The following is a 14,441-nucleotide window of genomic DNA, read 5'->3' as shown; positions in this document are numbered from 1 at the left end:
GGGGGTGGGTCATGGGGTCATGATCCGCTCAGCGGGACCGCTGGAGCGGTAGCGCCTCGGCCAGCGTCCGGTAGGCGGCCAGCGGGAAGACGTCGTGGCCGTCGGCCGTCACCACCTGGAGCGCCACGTGGTCGGCGCCCGCGGCCAGGAACTCCTCGGCCCTGGCCCGCACCGCCGCCGGGTCGCCCAGCGCGAAGACCGCGTTCAGCAGCCGGTCGCTGCCGCCGTCGGCGAAGTCCTCCGCCGTGAAGCCGAGCCGCAGCAGGTTGTTGGTGTAGTTGGGGAGCGCCAGGTAGCGCGAGAGGTAGGCGCGGGCGGTGGCGCGCGCCCGCGCCGGGTCGGAGTCGAGGACGGCCTTGAGCTCGGGGGCCAGCAGCGCCGACTCGCCGAGGGTGACCCGGGCCTGCGCGGTGTGCTCCGCGGTGACCAGATAGGGGTGGGCGCCGGCCGAGCGGTCGCGGGAGAGTTCGAGCATCTTCGGCCCGAGCGCCGCCAGTACCCGCCGCTCCGCGGGGACGGGGCGGGGCGCGGCGTCCAGCGCGTCGAGGTACGCCCGCATCGCCGAGTACGGCCTGCGGTACCGATCGGTCAGCGCGCCGTGGCTGACGCCGAGCCCGAGCAGGAAACGGCCGCCGTGGGCGTCCTCGGCGTCGGCGAACCGGGCCGCGACGTCCTCCGCCGAGTGCAGCCAGATGCTGAGGATGCCGGTGGCCACGGTGATCCGGCGGGTGGCGGCGAGCAGCGGCACGGCCTGCTCGACGCCGGGACTGCCGCCGAGCCAGAGGGCGCCGTAGCCGAGCTCGTCGAGCTCGGCCGCCGCGTCGGCGATGTCCGCGCGGCGACCTGGCTCGTCGGACCTGAGCGCGCCGCTCCACACGCCGTAGGGGCCGAGAGCGGTCTTGAGGCTGGGGATGTCAGCGTTCATGCCGGGGCAACCCGGCCGGTCGCTCGGGCTATTCCGCGACGATCTGGTCGCCGTCGATCCTCACCCCGATGGCCGGCAGCGGCTCGGGGGCCGGGCCGCCGAGCACCTCGCCGGTGGCGGCGTCGAACACGGACTGGTGGCAGGGGCAGCGCAGTTCCGCGCCCTCGGACTGCACGCTGCAGCCGGCGTGGGTGCAGATCGCGCTGAAACAGGCCACGGTCGCCTCGTCCGCGCGGAAGAGCATGGCCTCCTGGCCGTCGGGCGTGGTGATGCCGGTGGCCTCGCCGACCGGCACGTCCGCCAGGGCGGCGATGGGGGTGCCGCCGCCGGCGCCCGAGCCGGCCGAGGCGTCGTCGCCCCCCTCCCCGCCCCCGGTGTCCGAGCCGGCGCCGCCGTCGGACGACCGGCTGGGGGAGGAGTCGGCCGACGAGCTGTCGTCGCCGCCGCACGCGGCCAGCGCCAGCGCCCCGGCCGAGGCGGCGGACGCGGCGAGCACGGTACGGCGGCTGTGTGAGGTCGCTGTCATACCCCAGCAAACGAGATCGCCCCGGGTTCGGTTCAACGGAGCCGCGGGGGAAAAACCCGGGACGCCCGGGCCGGGTGGACGGGTAGCCGGCACCACGGGGGGAAGGTGCCGGCCGGGAGACGGAGAAGTCGGGGCGAAAACCGGCGCACGGATTGAACCCGGGGGGCGCGCGTTTCGTGTCAGGGGCGAACGGATGCGCGAAGGGAAGCGTGGACGGCAGCATGGGCGAGGCGTCGTGGGAGCGCGGCGGGAGAGGTGGCGAGGGATGGTCATCGGCTGGCTGTCGCGACTGCTGGTCGCGGCGGGTCTGATCGGTTCGGCGTGGGTGCACTGGGTGGTCTGGGACGACTGGGCCCGCTTCATGGACGTCGTCGGACCGCTGTTCATGGTCAACGTGGTCGCCGGCCCGGTGATCGCGCTCGCCGTGCTGCTCTGGCGCGGGCACTGGCTGCCCGAGCTGGCCGCGGTCGGCTTCGGGCTGGCCACGCTCGGCGCCTACGTGATGTCCCTGACGGTCGGCTTCTTCGACGTGCAGGAGCAGTTCAGGACGGACGAGGAACTGTGGGGCGTGATCACCGAGGCCGCCTGCGTGGTCTTCGGCGGCGTGCTGCTCGCGCTCAGGTCCACCGCCCACCGGGCCGCTGGCGGCGGGCGGCCCTCGGGCGGCCACCGCGGCCGGCACCGCGGCCAACCGCAGGGCCAGGGCGGGCAGCCGTGAGCGACGCGGCCGAGGACGAGTTGATGCGCGCGCTGCACGAGCAACACGCCGCCGCCCTCTGGTCCTTCGCCCTCCATCTCACCGGCGGCGACCGGGCCAGGGCCGAGGACGTCACCCAGGAGACGCTGTTACGCGCGTGGCGCCACCCCGGCGTGCTCGACCAGACCGCGCGCTCGGCGCGCGCCTGGTTGTTCACCGTGGCCCGGCGCATCGTCATCGACGGGTGGCGCTCGGCGGCGGCGCGCGCCGAGATCACCACCGATGAGCCCCCCGAGCTGGCCGTGCCGGACGACACGGAGCGCGCGGTGCAGGGCTGGCTGGTGGCCGACGCGCTCGCGGAGCTCTCCGCGCGCCACCGCGAGGTGCTGACCCTCTGCTACTTCCAGGGATACTCGGTGGCCGAGGCCGCCGCTCGCCTCGGGGTCGCGGAGGGAACGATCAAATCCCGGACGCACTACGCCCTTCGTGCGCTGCGCCTGGTGCTTGAGGAGAAGGGCGTGACCCGATGAACGGGGTGGGGGCAGCGGGGGTCGACCCCTTCGAGACCTGGGACGGCGCGTACGTGTTGGGCGCGCTCTCCCCACAGGACCGCGCGGACTTCGAGGCGCATCTGCGCGGCTGCGACGCCTGCGCCCAGTCGGTGAGCCAACTCGCCGGCATGCCCGGGCTGTTGAGTCAGGCCGACCCGGACGGCCTGGCGGCCGCCGGCGTCGAGCCGGCCGCGCCCGACCTGCTGCCCGGGCTGCTGTCCCGGGTGGCGAGGGAGCGCCGCCGCCGGTTCGCGACCACGCTCTCCGCGGCCGCGCTCGCCCTGGCGGCCTGCCTGGCCCTGGTCTTCTCCGCCGTGTTCGCGGGCGGCGCCGACGGCACGGACGGCGAGGGCGCCCCGGACGATGGCCCGCCGGTGGTGGCCGGCGCCCGGATGACGCCGATGGGCGACTGGCCGGTGCGGGCCGACGTCTCGCTCTCCGACGCCGACTGGGGCACCCGGGTGGAGATGGAGTGCCGGTACGGCAGCGGCGAGGGCGGCGAGTACACGCTGGTCGCGGTCGGCCGGGACGGCGAGGCGGCCGAGCTGGCCAGCTGGGTGGCACTGCCGGAGAACACCGCCACGATGACGGTCGGCACCGCGATGGCGCGCGCCGACATCGAGTGGCTGGAGGTGCGGGCGCCGTCCGGCGTGCCGGTGCTGCGCCTGGCCGTGGGGCCCTAGCCGGGTCCGGCCCGGGCTTCGGCGGCGGGTCACCGGCGGGTCACCGGCGGGGGAACGTCCGCCGGTGACCCTGTCGCCATGGCCCTCAGCGGAGCGTCACGGCGCGGACCACTTCTGGTTGGCCGTGCCGGCGCAGGTCCACAGCTGGAGCCGGGTGCCGTTGGCCGTGCTGTTGTCCGTCACGTCGAGGCACTTGTCGGCCTGTGGGTTGACGATGTCACGGGCGGCGGTGACCACCCACTGCTGGTTGGGGCCGCCGTTGCAGTCCCACAGCTGGAGCCGGGCGCCGTCCCCGGTGGCGTTGTCGGCGACGTCGAGGCACTTGCCGAGGGCGCGCAGCGTGCCGTCGGAGGCCACCGTCCACGACTGGGCGGCCGTGCCGTTGCAGTCGTACAGCTGGATCGGGGTGCCGTTCGCGCTGTTGGCCTCCGCGACGTCGACGCACTTGCCGGCGAGACCGGAGATCTGGCCGGTCCTGGCGCCGGAGTCGGCCGTGCTGACCCGCACGTAGTCGACGACCAGCTGCTGCGGGAAGACGGTGCTGCCGTCCGGGTCGCCCGGCCAGTAGCCGCCGACCGCCAGGTTGAGGATCAGGAAGAACGGCTTGTCGAAGACCCAGGGGTCGCCGCCCAGGTCGGCCGGGGTGCGGGTCTGGTACACCTGCCCGTCGACCGACCAGCTGATCCGGCCGGGCGACCAGTCGACCGCGAAGGTGTGGAAGCCGTCGGCGAAGGCCTGGCCGCCCGGCAGGCTGTAGGCGGCGCCGATGCCCTCGCTCCCCGAGTAGCCGGGGCCGTGCAGCGTGCCGTGGACGGTGCCGGGCTCGAAGCCGACGTTCTCCATCACGTCGATCTCGCCGCTGGCCGGCCAGCCGATCTGGCCGATGTCGTTGCCCAGCATCCAGAACGCGGGCCACATGCCCTGGCCGCGCGGCACCCGGAGCCGGGCCTCGACGCGGCCGTACTGGGTGGTGAACCGGCCCGCGGTGTTGAGGCGGGCCGAGGTGTACTCGCAACGGCCGTACCAGCAGTTGTAGTTGTTGGGGTTCTCGCGGCGGGCGGTGATCACCAGGTTGCCCTGGCCGTCCAGGGCGGCGTTGGCGTTGCCCGGCGTGTAGTACTGCCGCTCGTGGTTGTTGACGTTGTCGCCGGTCTCCAACTGCCAACGGGCGCCGTTGACGGCCGAGCCGGCCGGCCCGTCGAAGGTGTCCTCGAAGACCACGGCGAGGGGGGCGGGCTCCGCGGCGGCCCGCGGCGCGTCGTCGGCGGCACCGGTGGGGGCCTGGAGCAGGGTGCCGGCCAACGCGAGTAACACGGCGCCGGTGAGCAGGCGCCTGAGGTGTGGGGGTGAGAAACGACTCATGTGCATGACATTTAGCGCTTGGCGTAGACCAATTCAAGGGCGCGGTACGAACCGGGCTCGGACCCGGGGTCTCCGCGCCGAGCGGACCGGGCTGTTCCGCTCCGCCGGGTGTTCGCTAGGGTCGGCTGACATGGCTCACAACCCCCAAGCGCCGCAGGGCCCCAACCAACCGGACCCGGCCGGCAGCACCCAGATGTTCCAGGCGTTCGTCAACGACGGCGGGGCGGCACAACAGCAGCCGACGCCCGTGGCGCCGCAGTCCTCCGGGCCGAGAATCGGCGTCATTCTGGGCGTGGCGGTGGCGATCACCGTGCTCGCCGTGGTGGCCTGGCTGGCGCTCGGCTGACGTTCGACCGAACACGTCGGCGCAAGGCTCCCGCCTCGCGCCGCGTCCCGGACCGGCGGCCGACCGCCGGTCCGGGCCTTCTCACTCCTCTGCCGTCAGGCCCTCGCGCAACTGCGCCAGGGTGCGGGTCAGCAGCCGGGAGACGTGCATCTGCGAGATGCCGACCTCCTCGCCGATCTGGGACTGCGTCATGTTCCCGAAGAAACGCAGCATGATGATGCGCCGCTCCCTGGCCGGCAGCCGGGCGAGCAGCGGCTTGAGGGACTCGCGGTACTCCACGCCCTCCAGGGCCGTGTCCTCGTAGCCGAGACGGTCGGCGAGCGAACCCTCGCCACCGTCCTCCTCGGGCGAGGGGGAGTCGAGCGAGCTGGCCGTGTAGGCGTTGCCCACGGCGAGCCCGTCGACGACCTCGTCCTCGGAGACGCCGAGGCAGACCGCCAACTCGGGAACGGTCGGCGACCTGTCGAGACGCTGGGACAGCTCGTCGCTCGCCTTGGTGAGGGCGAGCCGGAGCTCCTGGAGCCGGCGCGGCACCCGCACCGACCACGACGTGTCACGGAAGAACCGCTTGATCTCCCCGACCACGGTGGGCATCGCGAACGTCGGGAACTCGACGCCGCGTTCGCAGTCGAACCGGTCGATCGCCTTGATCAGGCCGATGGTGCCGACCTGGACGATGTCCTCCATCGGCTCGTTCCTGCTGCGGAACCGCGCCGCCGCGTACCGCACCAGCGGCAGGTTGAGCTCGATCAGGGTGTCGCGGACGTAGACGCGCTCGGGGCTGTCGGCCTCGAGGGCGGCGAGCCGCTGGAAGAGGGAGCGGGAGAGGGTGCGGGTGTCGAGGTTGTCGGTCTCCGCGGGAGCATCGTGCGGCACCGAGGGTACGTGCGGCGCGGGAACATGCGGCGTGCCGGTCGTGGTCAGCACCTTGGAGCTGCCCAGTTCTACGGACATGCCACCCCCTTAGGTCGTGGACGGGTCGCGGCGGCGCGCTGACGGTGACACTCCGACGAGAGAAACGCGCCCTCGTGTGGATACCGGCTCTGCAGCCGCGGCAAACGCGGTTTCCACAGAATGTCACAGGTCGTCAACGCGACGTAGCTTCATGTCGATAAAACGGCACAGCTGATGTGGGAGTTCCCGGAGTTGGGCCCGAGTTGGGTCCTCCGTGCGACTTAGCTCTCGATCGGATTTGCGGAACGGAGCCGGGTGAAGCTGCGCGACAGCAACCGGGAGACGTGCATCTGCGACATCCCCAACTCCGCGCTGATCTGCGACTGCGTCAGGTTCCGGTAGTAGCGCATCAGCAGGATCCGCTGTTCCCGCTCCGGGAGTTGGACCAGGAGGTGCCGCACCAGCGCCCGGTGCTCGACGTCGGCCAGCCCCGGATCCTCGTAGCCGAGCCGGTCGATCGGGCCCTGCCCGCCGTCCTCCCGCTCCTTGGCCGCCTCCAGCGACGACACCCGGTAGGCGCGGCCGGCGTCCATGCTGGCCAGCACGTCCTCCTCCGGGATCCGCAGCCGCTCGGCGATCTCGGCCGGCGTCGGGTGCCGCTCCAGCGCCACCGTCAGGTCCTCGGCCGCCGTCCGCACCTGCGCCCACAGTTCGTGGAGCCGCCGCGGCACGTGGACCGTCCGCACGCTGTCCCTGAAGTACCGCCGGATCTCGCCGATGATCGTGGGCATGGCGAAGGTGGCGAACTGCACGCCGCGGTCCATGTCGAAGCGGTCGATGGCGTGGATCAGGCCGATGGTGCCGACCTGGACGATGTCCTCCATCGGCTCGTTGCGGCTACGGAAGCGCACCGCCACGAAGCGGACCAGCGGCAGGTTGGCCTCGATCAGCGCCCCCCTGACCCTGGCGTGCTCGGCGGTCCCGGGTTCCAGGGCCGTGAGCCGCTCGAAGAGCGCCTGCGTCAACGCACGCGCCTTCGCGCCCCGGGTCCCCGTCGCCGCCACCTGCCGACCACCCCTTACGGTGCACTAGCCGCGCTCGCCACAATTGGCACAAGGACGGTCATAGCATCACAAGACATGTCCACTGTGTGCAAGCACCGGGAAGCCCCGTGTTAGGGCGCCGAGCCGGTGACCAGGTCGCCGACCCCCTCCGCCGCCTCCGCGATCGCGGTGAACGCCAACTCGGCGAAGTCGGCGGACCTGCTCGGGTAGCTGACGACGGCGTAGAACACCAGCACGCTCAGCAGGAACAGCACCCCCCTGCGCGCCTGTGCCATGCTCATGATCGGCCTCCCGTCTCCGGTAGCGACGTTCGACACGGAAGATATCCGATGACGCCGGCCGGCGGCCCCGGCCCTCGCCGCCCCGCCCGCCACCGGCCACGGGAACGCCTGAGGGGCGGGCCCGGTGGGCCCGCCCCTCAGGGTGGTGAATCAGAGCGGTAGCGGAGGGATTTGAACCCTCGGTGGAGTCACCCCCACACTCGCTTTCGAGGCGAGCTCCTTCGGCCGCTCGGACACGCTACCGAGAGAGAGCCTATCCCACGGGGGCGCGTCCGCCGAACCGGATTGGGGGGAGATGGGCGCCCGGGTGGTCAGCGGGCGCGGAAGAAGTCGGTCAGCAGCCGGCCGCAGTCCTCGGCGAGGACCGAGCCGATCACCTCGGGGCGGTGGTTGAGGCGGCGGTCGCGGAGCACGTCCCAGAGGGAGCCGGCCGCGCCGGCCTTGGCGTCGACCGCGCCGTAGACCACCCGGTCGACGCGGGCCAGGACGCTGGCCCCCGCGCACATCGTGCAGGGTTCGAGGGTGACGACCAGGGTGCAGCCGGAGAGCCGCCAGTCGCCCGTGGCGGTGGCCGCGGCGCGCAGCGCCAGCACCTCGGCGTGCGCCGTCGGGTCCCCGGTGGCCTCGCGCGCGTTGCGGCCGAGGCCGAGTGGCGTGCCCTCCGGGCCGCCGGGGCCGAGCAGCACCGCGCCCACCGGAACGTCCCCCGTCTCCCGTGCCGCGGCGGCCTCGGCGAGCGCCTGGCGCATCGCGGGCCGCCACGGGTCGCGCAGCGGATCGGTCACCTGCCGGTCGTCACCCGCGTCACCTGATCGCCTCCAGCAGTTCCATGCAGCCGAGCGCGTCGGCGATGTCACCCAGGGCGTCGTCCGGGGTGAGCTTCAGCACGGTGTCGGCGTCGACACCGAAGTCGGCCAGGAGGCCGACGTCGCCGAGGGGACCGTTCGGCACGGCGTCCGCCCCCGACTCGTCGTCCTCGTCGTCGGCGGCACCGTCCTCCGTGCCGTCGAGGTCCACCAGCTGATCCAGCGCGTCCGCGGCCTCGGGCTCGCGGCCGAGCAGCTCGTCGGTGAGCAGGATCTCGCCGTAGGCGCTCCGCCTGGCACGCGCGGCGTCGGAGACGAAGACGCGCGGGTCCTCCTCGCCGTCCACCCGGACGATGGCGAACCAGGCGCCCTCCTGCTCGACGCAGACGAGAACCGTGTCGTCCTCACGGGCGGCCTCGCGGGCCAACTCGGCCAACTCGTCCAGACTCTCGACGTCGTCGAGCTCTGTATCACTCGCTTCCCAACCATCATCGGTCCGCGCGAGCAGTGCGGTGAAGTACACCGTGACTCTCCCCACTCGGTTTGGCAGTGCCACCTGCATCGTGGCAGAAAAGGGGTGCTCTGTCGGGTAACTCGGCAGTTCACCAACGGAAATGTTCGTCCACGCTGGGCCCAGCGCGGACGGTGACGGACGCGGCGCGGCTGGCGGGGGCATATGCCCTCGCCTCCCTCCAAGCACCACTCTCCACGCCGTCGCCGTCCTTTGTCCACCGGGGGGTCACAACGGAGAACCCGCCGGTCAGTCCTGGGGTGTCAGAGGCGTTCGGTACTGTCGACGGCATGCGGACCCATGTCGTCGACCACCCGCTGGTGGCGCACAAGCTGACCACGCTGCGCGATGCGCGTACCGACTCCCCGACGTTCCGGCGGCTGGCCGACGAACTCGTCACCCTGCTGGCATACGAAGCGACCCGCGACGTCCGCACCGAACTGGTGGATATCACCACACCGGTGGCGGAGACCACGGGCGTGCGACTGTCCCATCCGCGTCCGCTGGTCGTGCCGATCATACGGGCCGGCCTGGGCATGCTCGACGGCATGGTCCGGTTGCTGCCCACGGCCGAGGTGGGCTTTCTCGGCATGATCAGGGACGAGGCGACGCTCGAGGCGTCCACCTACGCGAACCGGATGCCGGAGGACCTTTCGGGGCGCCAGGTGTACGTGCTCGACCCGATGCTGGCCACCGGCGGCACGCTGGTCGTGGCCGTCCGCGAGCTGATGCGCCGGGGCGCGGACGACGTCACGGTGATCTGCCTGCTGGCGGCGCCCGAGGGCGTGGAGCGGCTGGAGGCCGCGCTGTCCGGCGCGCCGGTGACGGTGGTCACGGGCGCGCTCGACGAGCGGCTGAACGAGCAGGGCTACATCGTCCCGGGCCTGGGGGACGCGGGCGACCGGATGTACGGCACCGTGTCCTGACCGGGCGGTTCGGGCGCCGGCCCCGGCCGGTGCCCCGGCCGGTGCCTCAGCAGGCCGGGGTGTCGGCGGGGGCCGGCTCCTCGGCGGGGCTCGGCTCGGGGTTGGCGAGCTCGGCGAGGCGGCGCTGGGCCTCCCGCTCCGCCGTCAGTTCGTCGAAGCCGGCGCCGATCACCAGGTCGACGGACTCGGCGTTGTCCGCCCGCTGGCCCGGGCGGTTCTGGGCGGTCTCGGCGCCCTCCAGCTGGGTGGCGAGCACGCTCAGCGCGCCGGCGCGCTCGCCCTCGGCGGTGGCGAGCAGCAGCCCGGGGCCTTCGACCTTGCCGTCCAGTTCCTCGGGCGCGTTGGTCACCTCGCCGATGGTGAAGCCGCGTTCGGCCAGGGTGTCGGCCGTGGCCTGGGCGAGGCCGGTCCGATCGGTGGCGTTGAGGACGTTGACCGTGATGGCGGACGGCTCCGGCAGGGTGGCGGGCCCGTCGTCCGCCTGCTGCGGGGCACAGTTGTTCTCGGTCTGGGGGCGGCCCGAGCCGGCGGGCGCGCTGCGTTCGGTCTCGTCGTCGCCGGAGAACACGTCGACGATTTCCAGCGTCCCGTAGCCGAGCAGGCCGAGCACGCTGGTGATGGTGAGGACGGCGAGAACTTTCCGGCGGCGGCGCGGGCGGCGCATCCTCGGGTAGTGGTCACCCGTGACGCGGAACTTCTTGCCGCCCATGCCAGGGGGCGTCAGCATGCTCATGGCCGCAGCGTAGCCAGGCCCGCGACGCGAGCCCAATAAATGATCTGCTGAAAGGATGCCCTGCTCCCCGAACGGGGCAAGAGGGGCCCCGAAAGGGGCAACGAGGGGCCCGCCGTGGTGACCCGGCCGCCGTTCAGTCCAGCTCGAGCACCCGGGCGTGCAGCACCTGACGCTGTTGGAGGGCCGCGCGCACGGCCCGGTGCAGCCCGTCCTCCAGGTACAGGTCGCCCCGCCACTTCACGACATGGGCGAAGAGATCCCCGTAGAAGGTGGAGTCCTCGGCGAGCAGCGTCTCGAGGTCGAGTTGCTGCTTGGTGGTGACGAGCTGGTCAAGACGCACGGGGCGCGGCGCGACGTCTGCCCACTGCCGGGTGCTGTCCCGGCCGTGGTCAGGGTACGGTCGTCCGTTGCCGATGCGCTTGAAGATCACACGGAGAGCCTACCGGGCGGGGCCCTTCCGCCGCAGCCTCGTGTCAGGGTGACGTATCGGGCAATCGCGTCGCGTACCGGCCGACGCTGTGGGCGATCACCTTCACATTCGCCTCGAGCGCGGCGCGGCTGATGTTGTCGAGGTCGTCGCACGCCGCGTGGTAGCAGGCGTCGTAGGCGGTGTCCACGGCGCCGCCCCAGAGCTCGGCCTCGGCGGCCGACTTCAGGCCGTCGGCGCCGGTGAAGGTGCCGCCGGCGGGGATGCCGGCGTCGAGGAACGGGCCGTAGTCGCTGCGGCCGTCGAAGGCGGTGGGCCGGCTGGGGTGGCCGCTGTCGTCGAGGAACCGCGTGAGGTCGGCGGCGATGGCCGCCGAGACCGGCCCGTCGCGCTCCGCCTCCGCCCCGTAGACGAACTGCCCGTGGTTGGGTGACGCGATCATGTCGAAGTTGAGGTAGAGCGCGACGCGCCTCCGCTCCGCGTCGGACAGACCGGTGACGTAGTGCTCGGAGCCGAGCAGCCCGAACTCCTCGGCCGACCAGAACGCGAACCGCACCCGCTGCTCGCGGAGCAGCCCCGCCGGGTCCACCTCGGCGAGCCGCAGCGCCGTCTCCAGCAGGCCGGCCGAGCCCGAGCCGTTGTCGTTGATGCCGGGCCCGTTGCGGACGGAGTCCAGGTGGGCGCCGGCCATCACCACCCGCTCCGGGTCGCCGTCCGGCGACTCGGCGAGGACGTTGACGGTGTCGCGATCCTCCGCCAGCTCCTCGACCTCGAGGCGCAGCGTGACCTCCCGGCCGGCGGTCAGCTCCTCGGCCAGCGCGAGACCGTCGGCGCGGGAGACGCCGCCCGCGGGGAGCAGCCCGGCCTCGGGGGCGCCCAGCGTGCCGGAGAGCGCGCCGGGCGCGTTGTTGTAGATGACGGCGCCCAGCGCGCCGGCTTCGGCGGCGTTGGCCACCTTCAGCGCGAAGGTGCAGCCGCCGCGCTCGATGAGGGCGATGCCCGGCTCGGGGGTGGCGGTGAAGTCGGTGGCCTCGCAGCCGTCGCCGGCGGCGGTCAGCGGGGCCGCCACGCCGCCCGCCGGCGTGTTGGCCGTGTAGGAGAACAGCCGCAGCGGGATCTCCCGTTCGGTCGGGGTGAGTTGGGTGAGTCGCTGGGTGACGGGCTCGCGGTAGGGGAACGCGAAGCGCTGGTAGCTGACGTCGTACCCGGCCCGGGTCAGCAGGGCGCCGACGTAGCGGGCCGAGCGCTCGTGCCCCTCGGTGCCGGCGGCGCGGTTGCCGTCCGACGCGTTGGCGATCCGCTGGAACGCCTCGAGGTGGCGTAGTGCGCCCTCCGCCGTGGTGTGCGTCACCAGGCGGTCGGCGAGCGAGGGCGCGGAGGGAGGGGCGGGGACGGACAGGGTGGCGGCCGCGACCAGTGCGACGGCGAGGAAGACTGTCACAAGATGTGACATTAACCCAGCCTTTGTCCCGATCTCGGGATCCGAGATCGTATTGACCGATCGAAGGATTCGTTCGAGGGTTCGTTCTATGGGCGGGGTGATCACGGGGTTCGCGATCATCGCGAGCGTCATCGGCACGGGCTACCTCCTCGGACGCCGTGGCTCCCTCGGGGAGAACGGGCGCGAGGTGCTCACCAGGCTCGCCTTCCACGTCGCGACCCCCGCACTGCTCTTCGTCACCCTCGCGCAGGCCGACCTCACCCACGTCTTCTCGCCGTCCCTGCTGGTCACCGCGCTCAGCACGCTCGTCGTCGCCGCGATCTTCGTCACCCTCGGCGTGGTACGCGGCTGGGGTGTGGGCCGCACCACCATCGGCGCGCTCTGCTCCAGCTACGTGAACGCGGGCAACCTCGGCATCCCGATCGCCGTCTACGTGCTCGGCGACGCCTCGCTCGTCGCGCCGGTGCTGCTGCTCCAGCAGCTCGTGATCACACCGGTGGCGCTGACCGTGCTCGACCTCACCTCGCCAAGCGCCGAGCCGCGCACCGTCTGGCAGCGGGTCGCCACCCCGTTCCGCAACCCGGTGGTCGCCGGCTCGCTCAGCGGGGTCGCGGTGGCCGCCACCGGCTGGTCGGTGCCGGTCACCCTGCTCGAACCGGCCACCCTGATCGGCAACATGGCCGTGCCGGCCGTGCTGATGGCGTTCGGCATCTCGCTGCGCGGCTCCGCCCTGCCGGGCCGCGGATCCGAACGGTGGCCCGTGCTCGCGTCCGTCGCGCTGAAGTCCGTGATCCACCCGCTGGTCGCCTGGGCCATCGCGGCGGGCGTCTTCCGGCTCGGCGCCACCGCGCAGCTGACCGTGGTGGTCACGGCGGCGCTGCCGGCCGCGCAGAACCTCTTCACGTACGCGTCCCGCTACGACGTCGGCGTCCAACTGGCCCGCGAGTCCATCCTGCTCTCCACGGCCCTCGCGGTGCCGACGCTCACGGTGATCGCCGCGCTGCTCGGGTGAGACCGGCGGCGCGGCTCAGGCCGTGATGGTCAGCGAACGGTAGAGGGTGTAGACGACCGCGGGCAGGGTTCCCACCAGCACCCCGGAGGCCACGATGACGCGTGGCAGCCGATGGTGCGAACCCTGGAGAACGCGGGTGACGTAGGCGATGAACGCGACAAGGGCCAAGCTGAGAATGACGCCGGCCAGCACCAGTTCCGAAGCATCGGCTCGCATGATCAAAGCCTAGCGGGCCCAGGTGGTGCATCGGCGCACGTCGGGCGCCAGTCGCATCGCCCGCCGCCATGTTTTTCGCGCCTTTCACCCCCGGAATCCTCACATATGAAGGGGTGTCCCCTGGTACGAGGCAGAATCCCACCCATGGCCCTGGTACCCCGAACGTTCGATGAGTTGCTCGCCCTGCTCCAGGAGCGCCGCTCCACGCTCACCCGGTCCCAACGCCTGCTCGCCGAACGCGTGATGGCCGACCCCGAGGGAGTGGCCTTCATGACGGTCTCCGAACTCGCCTCGGCCGTCGGCGTCAACGAGGCCACCGTGGTGCGGTTCGCCACCAGCCTCGGCCTCGAGGGCTACCCCGGTCTGACCCGGCTCTGCCGCGAGCGGCTACGCGAGCAGGCCCAGCTGCTACGCCGCTACAGCACGCTCGAACAGCTGGGCGGCGGCGAGGGCGACCTGCTCGACCAGGCCGTGGTGTTCGACCGCGCCAACATCACCCGGACCTTCGCCCGGATAGACCCGACCACGTGGGACGCCGCCGTCCTGGCCCTCTCCGAGGCGCCCCGGGTCCACGTGCTCGGCCTGCGGAAATGCCACGCCCCGGCCTACCTGCTCGGCTACCTGCTGCGGATGCTCCGCGAGGAGGTCGCCACGGTGACGCCCGGCGCCGGCACCCTCACGGACGAACTCCGACGGGTGCGGGAGGGCGACTGCTTCGTCTCCATGGCCATCCACCGCTACTCCGCCGACACGGTGCGCGCCGCGTCCTGGGCGCGCGCCAGGGGCGCGCGGTGCGTGGCCCTGACGGACAACCCGGCGTCGCCGCTGGCCGCCTCGGCCGAACACGTCTTCTACGTCGAGGCGTCGGGCCCCTCGGTGCTGCGGTCGCTGACCGCGTTCACGGCGCTGGTACAGGCCCTGGCGGCGGACGTGGCGCGGCGGCGGGGGCAGGACGCGAGGTCCTCTCTGCTGCGGGAGGAGGAGTTGCTGGAGGAGTTCAGCGTGTACGACCCGGAGCGGAGGCGCTGACGCTTCGGGGG

Annotated in this window: 19 protein-coding genes and 1 tRNA gene; 7 read left to right on the top strand and 13 right to left on the bottom strand. The window is 72.5% G+C overall.

Annotated features, from left to right (window positions below):
* Nucleotides 1-28: 28 nt before the first annotated feature.
* Nucleotides 29-925, bottom strand: a complete 897-nt coding sequence (locus E1283_RS17630) for an LLM class F420-dependent oxidoreductase (RefSeq protein WP_132819020.1) — start codon at nt 923-925, stop codon at nt 29-31.
* 28 nt (nt 926-953) lie between these two features.
* On the bottom strand, nt 954-1,451 hold the full coding sequence (locus tag E1283_RS17625) for a Rieske (2Fe-2S) protein (protein WP_132819019.1): 498 nt from the start codon (nt 1,449-1,451) through the stop codon (nt 954-956).
* Between the two features lie 265 nt (nt 1,452-1,716).
* Here E1283_RS17625 and E1283_RS17620 point away from each other — a divergent pair, with 265 nt between their 5' ends.
* The 3 genes from E1283_RS17620 to E1283_RS17610 are packed head-to-tail and all read left to right on the top strand — an operon-like array spanning nt 1,717 to nt 3,382.
* Nucleotides 1,717-2,169 carry a hypothetical protein gene (locus E1283_RS17620; RefSeq protein ID WP_207930439.1) on the top strand — a complete coding sequence of 151 codons (453 nt, stop codon included), beginning with the start codon at nt 1,717-1,719 and terminating at the stop codon, nt 2,167-2,169.
* Nucleotides 2,166-2,678 (top strand): sigma-70 family RNA polymerase sigma factor, encoded by a 513-nt coding sequence (locus tag E1283_RS17615; protein ID WP_132819018.1) that lies wholly within the window; start codon nt 2,166-2,168, stop codon nt 2,676-2,678. Before E1283_RS17620 ends, E1283_RS17615 begins: the two co-directional genes overlap by 4 nt.
* A gap of 5 nt (nt 2,679-2,683) precedes the next feature.
* Nucleotides 2,684-3,382 (top strand): zf-HC2 domain-containing protein, encoded by a 699-nt coding sequence (locus E1283_RS17610; protein ID WP_207930438.1) that lies wholly within the window; start codon nt 2,684-2,686, stop codon nt 3,380-3,382.
* 96 nt (nt 3,383-3,478) lie between these two features.
* Here the strand turns inward: E1283_RS17610 and E1283_RS17605 are convergent, their stop codons facing one another.
* The gene (locus E1283_RS17605; RefSeq protein ID WP_207930437.1) at nt 3,479-4,744 is read right to left on the bottom strand and encodes a glycoside hydrolase family 16 protein; all 1,266 of its coding nucleotides are present in this window, start codon (nt 4,742-4,744) and stop codon (nt 3,479-3,481) included.
* Between the two features lie 130 nt (nt 4,745-4,874).
* On the opposite strand from E1283_RS17605, the gene E1283_RS17600 reads away from it, so the two are divergent.
* A complete protein-coding gene (locus E1283_RS17600; RefSeq protein ID WP_132819015.1) occupies nt 4,875-5,090 on the top strand; it encodes a hypothetical protein in 216 nt (71 codons plus the stop codon).
* Between the two features lie 81 nt (nt 5,091-5,171).
* On the opposite strand, the gene E1283_RS17595 is transcribed toward E1283_RS17600, so the two are convergent.
* The 6 genes from E1283_RS17595 to E1283_RS17575 all read right to left on the bottom strand — a co-directional run bounded on the left by E1283_RS17595 (nt 5,172) and on the right by E1283_RS17575 (nt 8,658).
* Nucleotides 5,172-6,044 carry an RNA polymerase sigma factor SigF gene (locus E1283_RS17595; RefSeq protein WP_132819014.1) on the bottom strand — a complete coding sequence of 291 codons (873 nt, stop codon included), beginning with the start codon at nt 6,042-6,044 and terminating at the stop codon, nt 5,172-5,174.
* A 221-nt stretch (nt 6,045-6,265) separates the two neighbouring features.
* Nucleotides 6,266-7,048, bottom strand: a complete 783-nt coding sequence (locus tag E1283_RS17590) for a SigB/SigF/SigG family RNA polymerase sigma factor (protein WP_132819013.1) — start codon at nt 7,046-7,048, stop codon at nt 6,266-6,268.
* 110 nt (nt 7,049-7,158) lie between these two features.
* Nucleotides 7,159-7,329, bottom strand: a complete 171-nt coding sequence (locus tag E1283_RS37355; RefSeq protein ID WP_165956159.1) for a hypothetical protein — start codon at nt 7,327-7,329, stop codon at nt 7,159-7,161.
* 156 nt (nt 7,330-7,485) lie between these two features.
* Nucleotides 7,486-7,572: transfer RNA gene (locus E1283_RS17585), tRNA-Ser, on the bottom strand.
* A 68-nt stretch (nt 7,573-7,640) separates the two neighbouring features.
* Nucleotides 7,641-8,078, bottom strand: a complete 438-nt coding sequence (gene tadA / locus E1283_RS17580) for a tRNA adenosine(34) deaminase TadA (protein WP_132819022.1) — start codon at nt 8,076-8,078, stop codon at nt 7,641-7,643.
* A 55-nt stretch (nt 8,079-8,133) separates the two neighbouring features.
* Nucleotides 8,134-8,658, bottom strand: coding sequence for a tRNA adenosine deaminase-associated protein (locus tag E1283_RS17575; RefSeq protein WP_132819012.1), 525 nt, complete (start codon nt 8,656-8,658; stop codon nt 8,134-8,136).
* 278 nt (nt 8,659-8,936) lie between these two features.
* Here E1283_RS17575 and upp point away from each other — a divergent pair, with 278 nt between their 5' ends.
* The gene (gene upp / locus E1283_RS17570; protein WP_132819011.1) at nt 8,937-9,572 is read left to right on the top strand and encodes a uracil phosphoribosyltransferase; all 636 of its coding nucleotides are present in this window, start codon (nt 8,937-8,939) and stop codon (nt 9,570-9,572) included.
* A 46-nt stretch (nt 9,573-9,618) separates the two neighbouring features.
* On the opposite strand, the gene E1283_RS17565 is transcribed toward upp, so the two are convergent.
* The 3 genes from E1283_RS17565 to E1283_RS17555 form a co-directional block, all read right to left on the bottom strand.
* Nucleotides 9,619-10,305: a LytR C-terminal domain-containing protein gene (locus tag E1283_RS17565; RefSeq protein ID WP_132819010.1), complete on the bottom strand. Its 687-nt coding sequence runs from the start codon at nt 10,303-10,305 to the stop codon at nt 9,619-9,621.
* A 133-nt stretch (nt 10,306-10,438) separates the two neighbouring features.
* A complete protein-coding gene (locus E1283_RS17560) occupies nt 10,439-10,735 on the bottom strand; it encodes a type II toxin-antitoxin system VapB family antitoxin (protein WP_132819009.1) in 297 nt (98 codons plus the stop codon).
* A gap of 43 nt (nt 10,736-10,778) precedes the next feature.
* Complete coding sequence (locus tag E1283_RS17555) at nt 10,779-12,185, bottom strand: M28 family peptidase (RefSeq protein ID WP_132819008.1); 1,407 nt, start codon at nt 12,183-12,185, stop codon at nt 10,779-10,781.
* Between the two features lie 76 nt (nt 12,186-12,261).
* Between E1283_RS17555 and E1283_RS17550 the strand changes: the two genes are divergently transcribed.
* A complete protein-coding gene (locus E1283_RS17550; protein ID WP_132819007.1) occupies nt 12,262-13,185 on the top strand; it encodes an AEC family transporter in 924 nt (307 codons plus the stop codon).
* Nucleotides 13,186-13,200: 15 nt separating this feature from the next.
* On the opposite strand, the gene E1283_RS17545 is transcribed toward E1283_RS17550, so the two are convergent.
* On the bottom strand, nt 13,201-13,401 hold the full coding sequence (locus E1283_RS17545) for a hypothetical protein (RefSeq protein ID WP_132819006.1): 201 nt from the start codon (nt 13,399-13,401) through the stop codon (nt 13,201-13,203).
* A gap of 144 nt (nt 13,402-13,545) precedes the next feature.
* Here E1283_RS17545 and E1283_RS17540 point away from each other — a divergent pair, with 144 nt between their 5' ends.
* Complete coding sequence (locus tag E1283_RS17540) at nt 13,546-14,430, top strand: MurR/RpiR family transcriptional regulator (protein ID WP_207930436.1); 885 nt, start codon at nt 13,546-13,548, stop codon at nt 14,428-14,430.
* The last annotated feature ends 11 nt before the right edge of the window (nt 14,431-14,441 follow it).

The sequence above is a fragment of the Streptomyces hainanensis genome, assembly GCF_004348415.1.
Taxonomy (GTDB): Bacteria; Actinomycetota; Actinomycetes; order Streptomycetales; family Streptomycetaceae; genus Streptomyces; species Streptomyces hainanensis.
The sequence above is the reverse complement of the archived record's forward strand: the minus strand, read 5'-3'. Positions and strand labels throughout refer to the sequence as shown.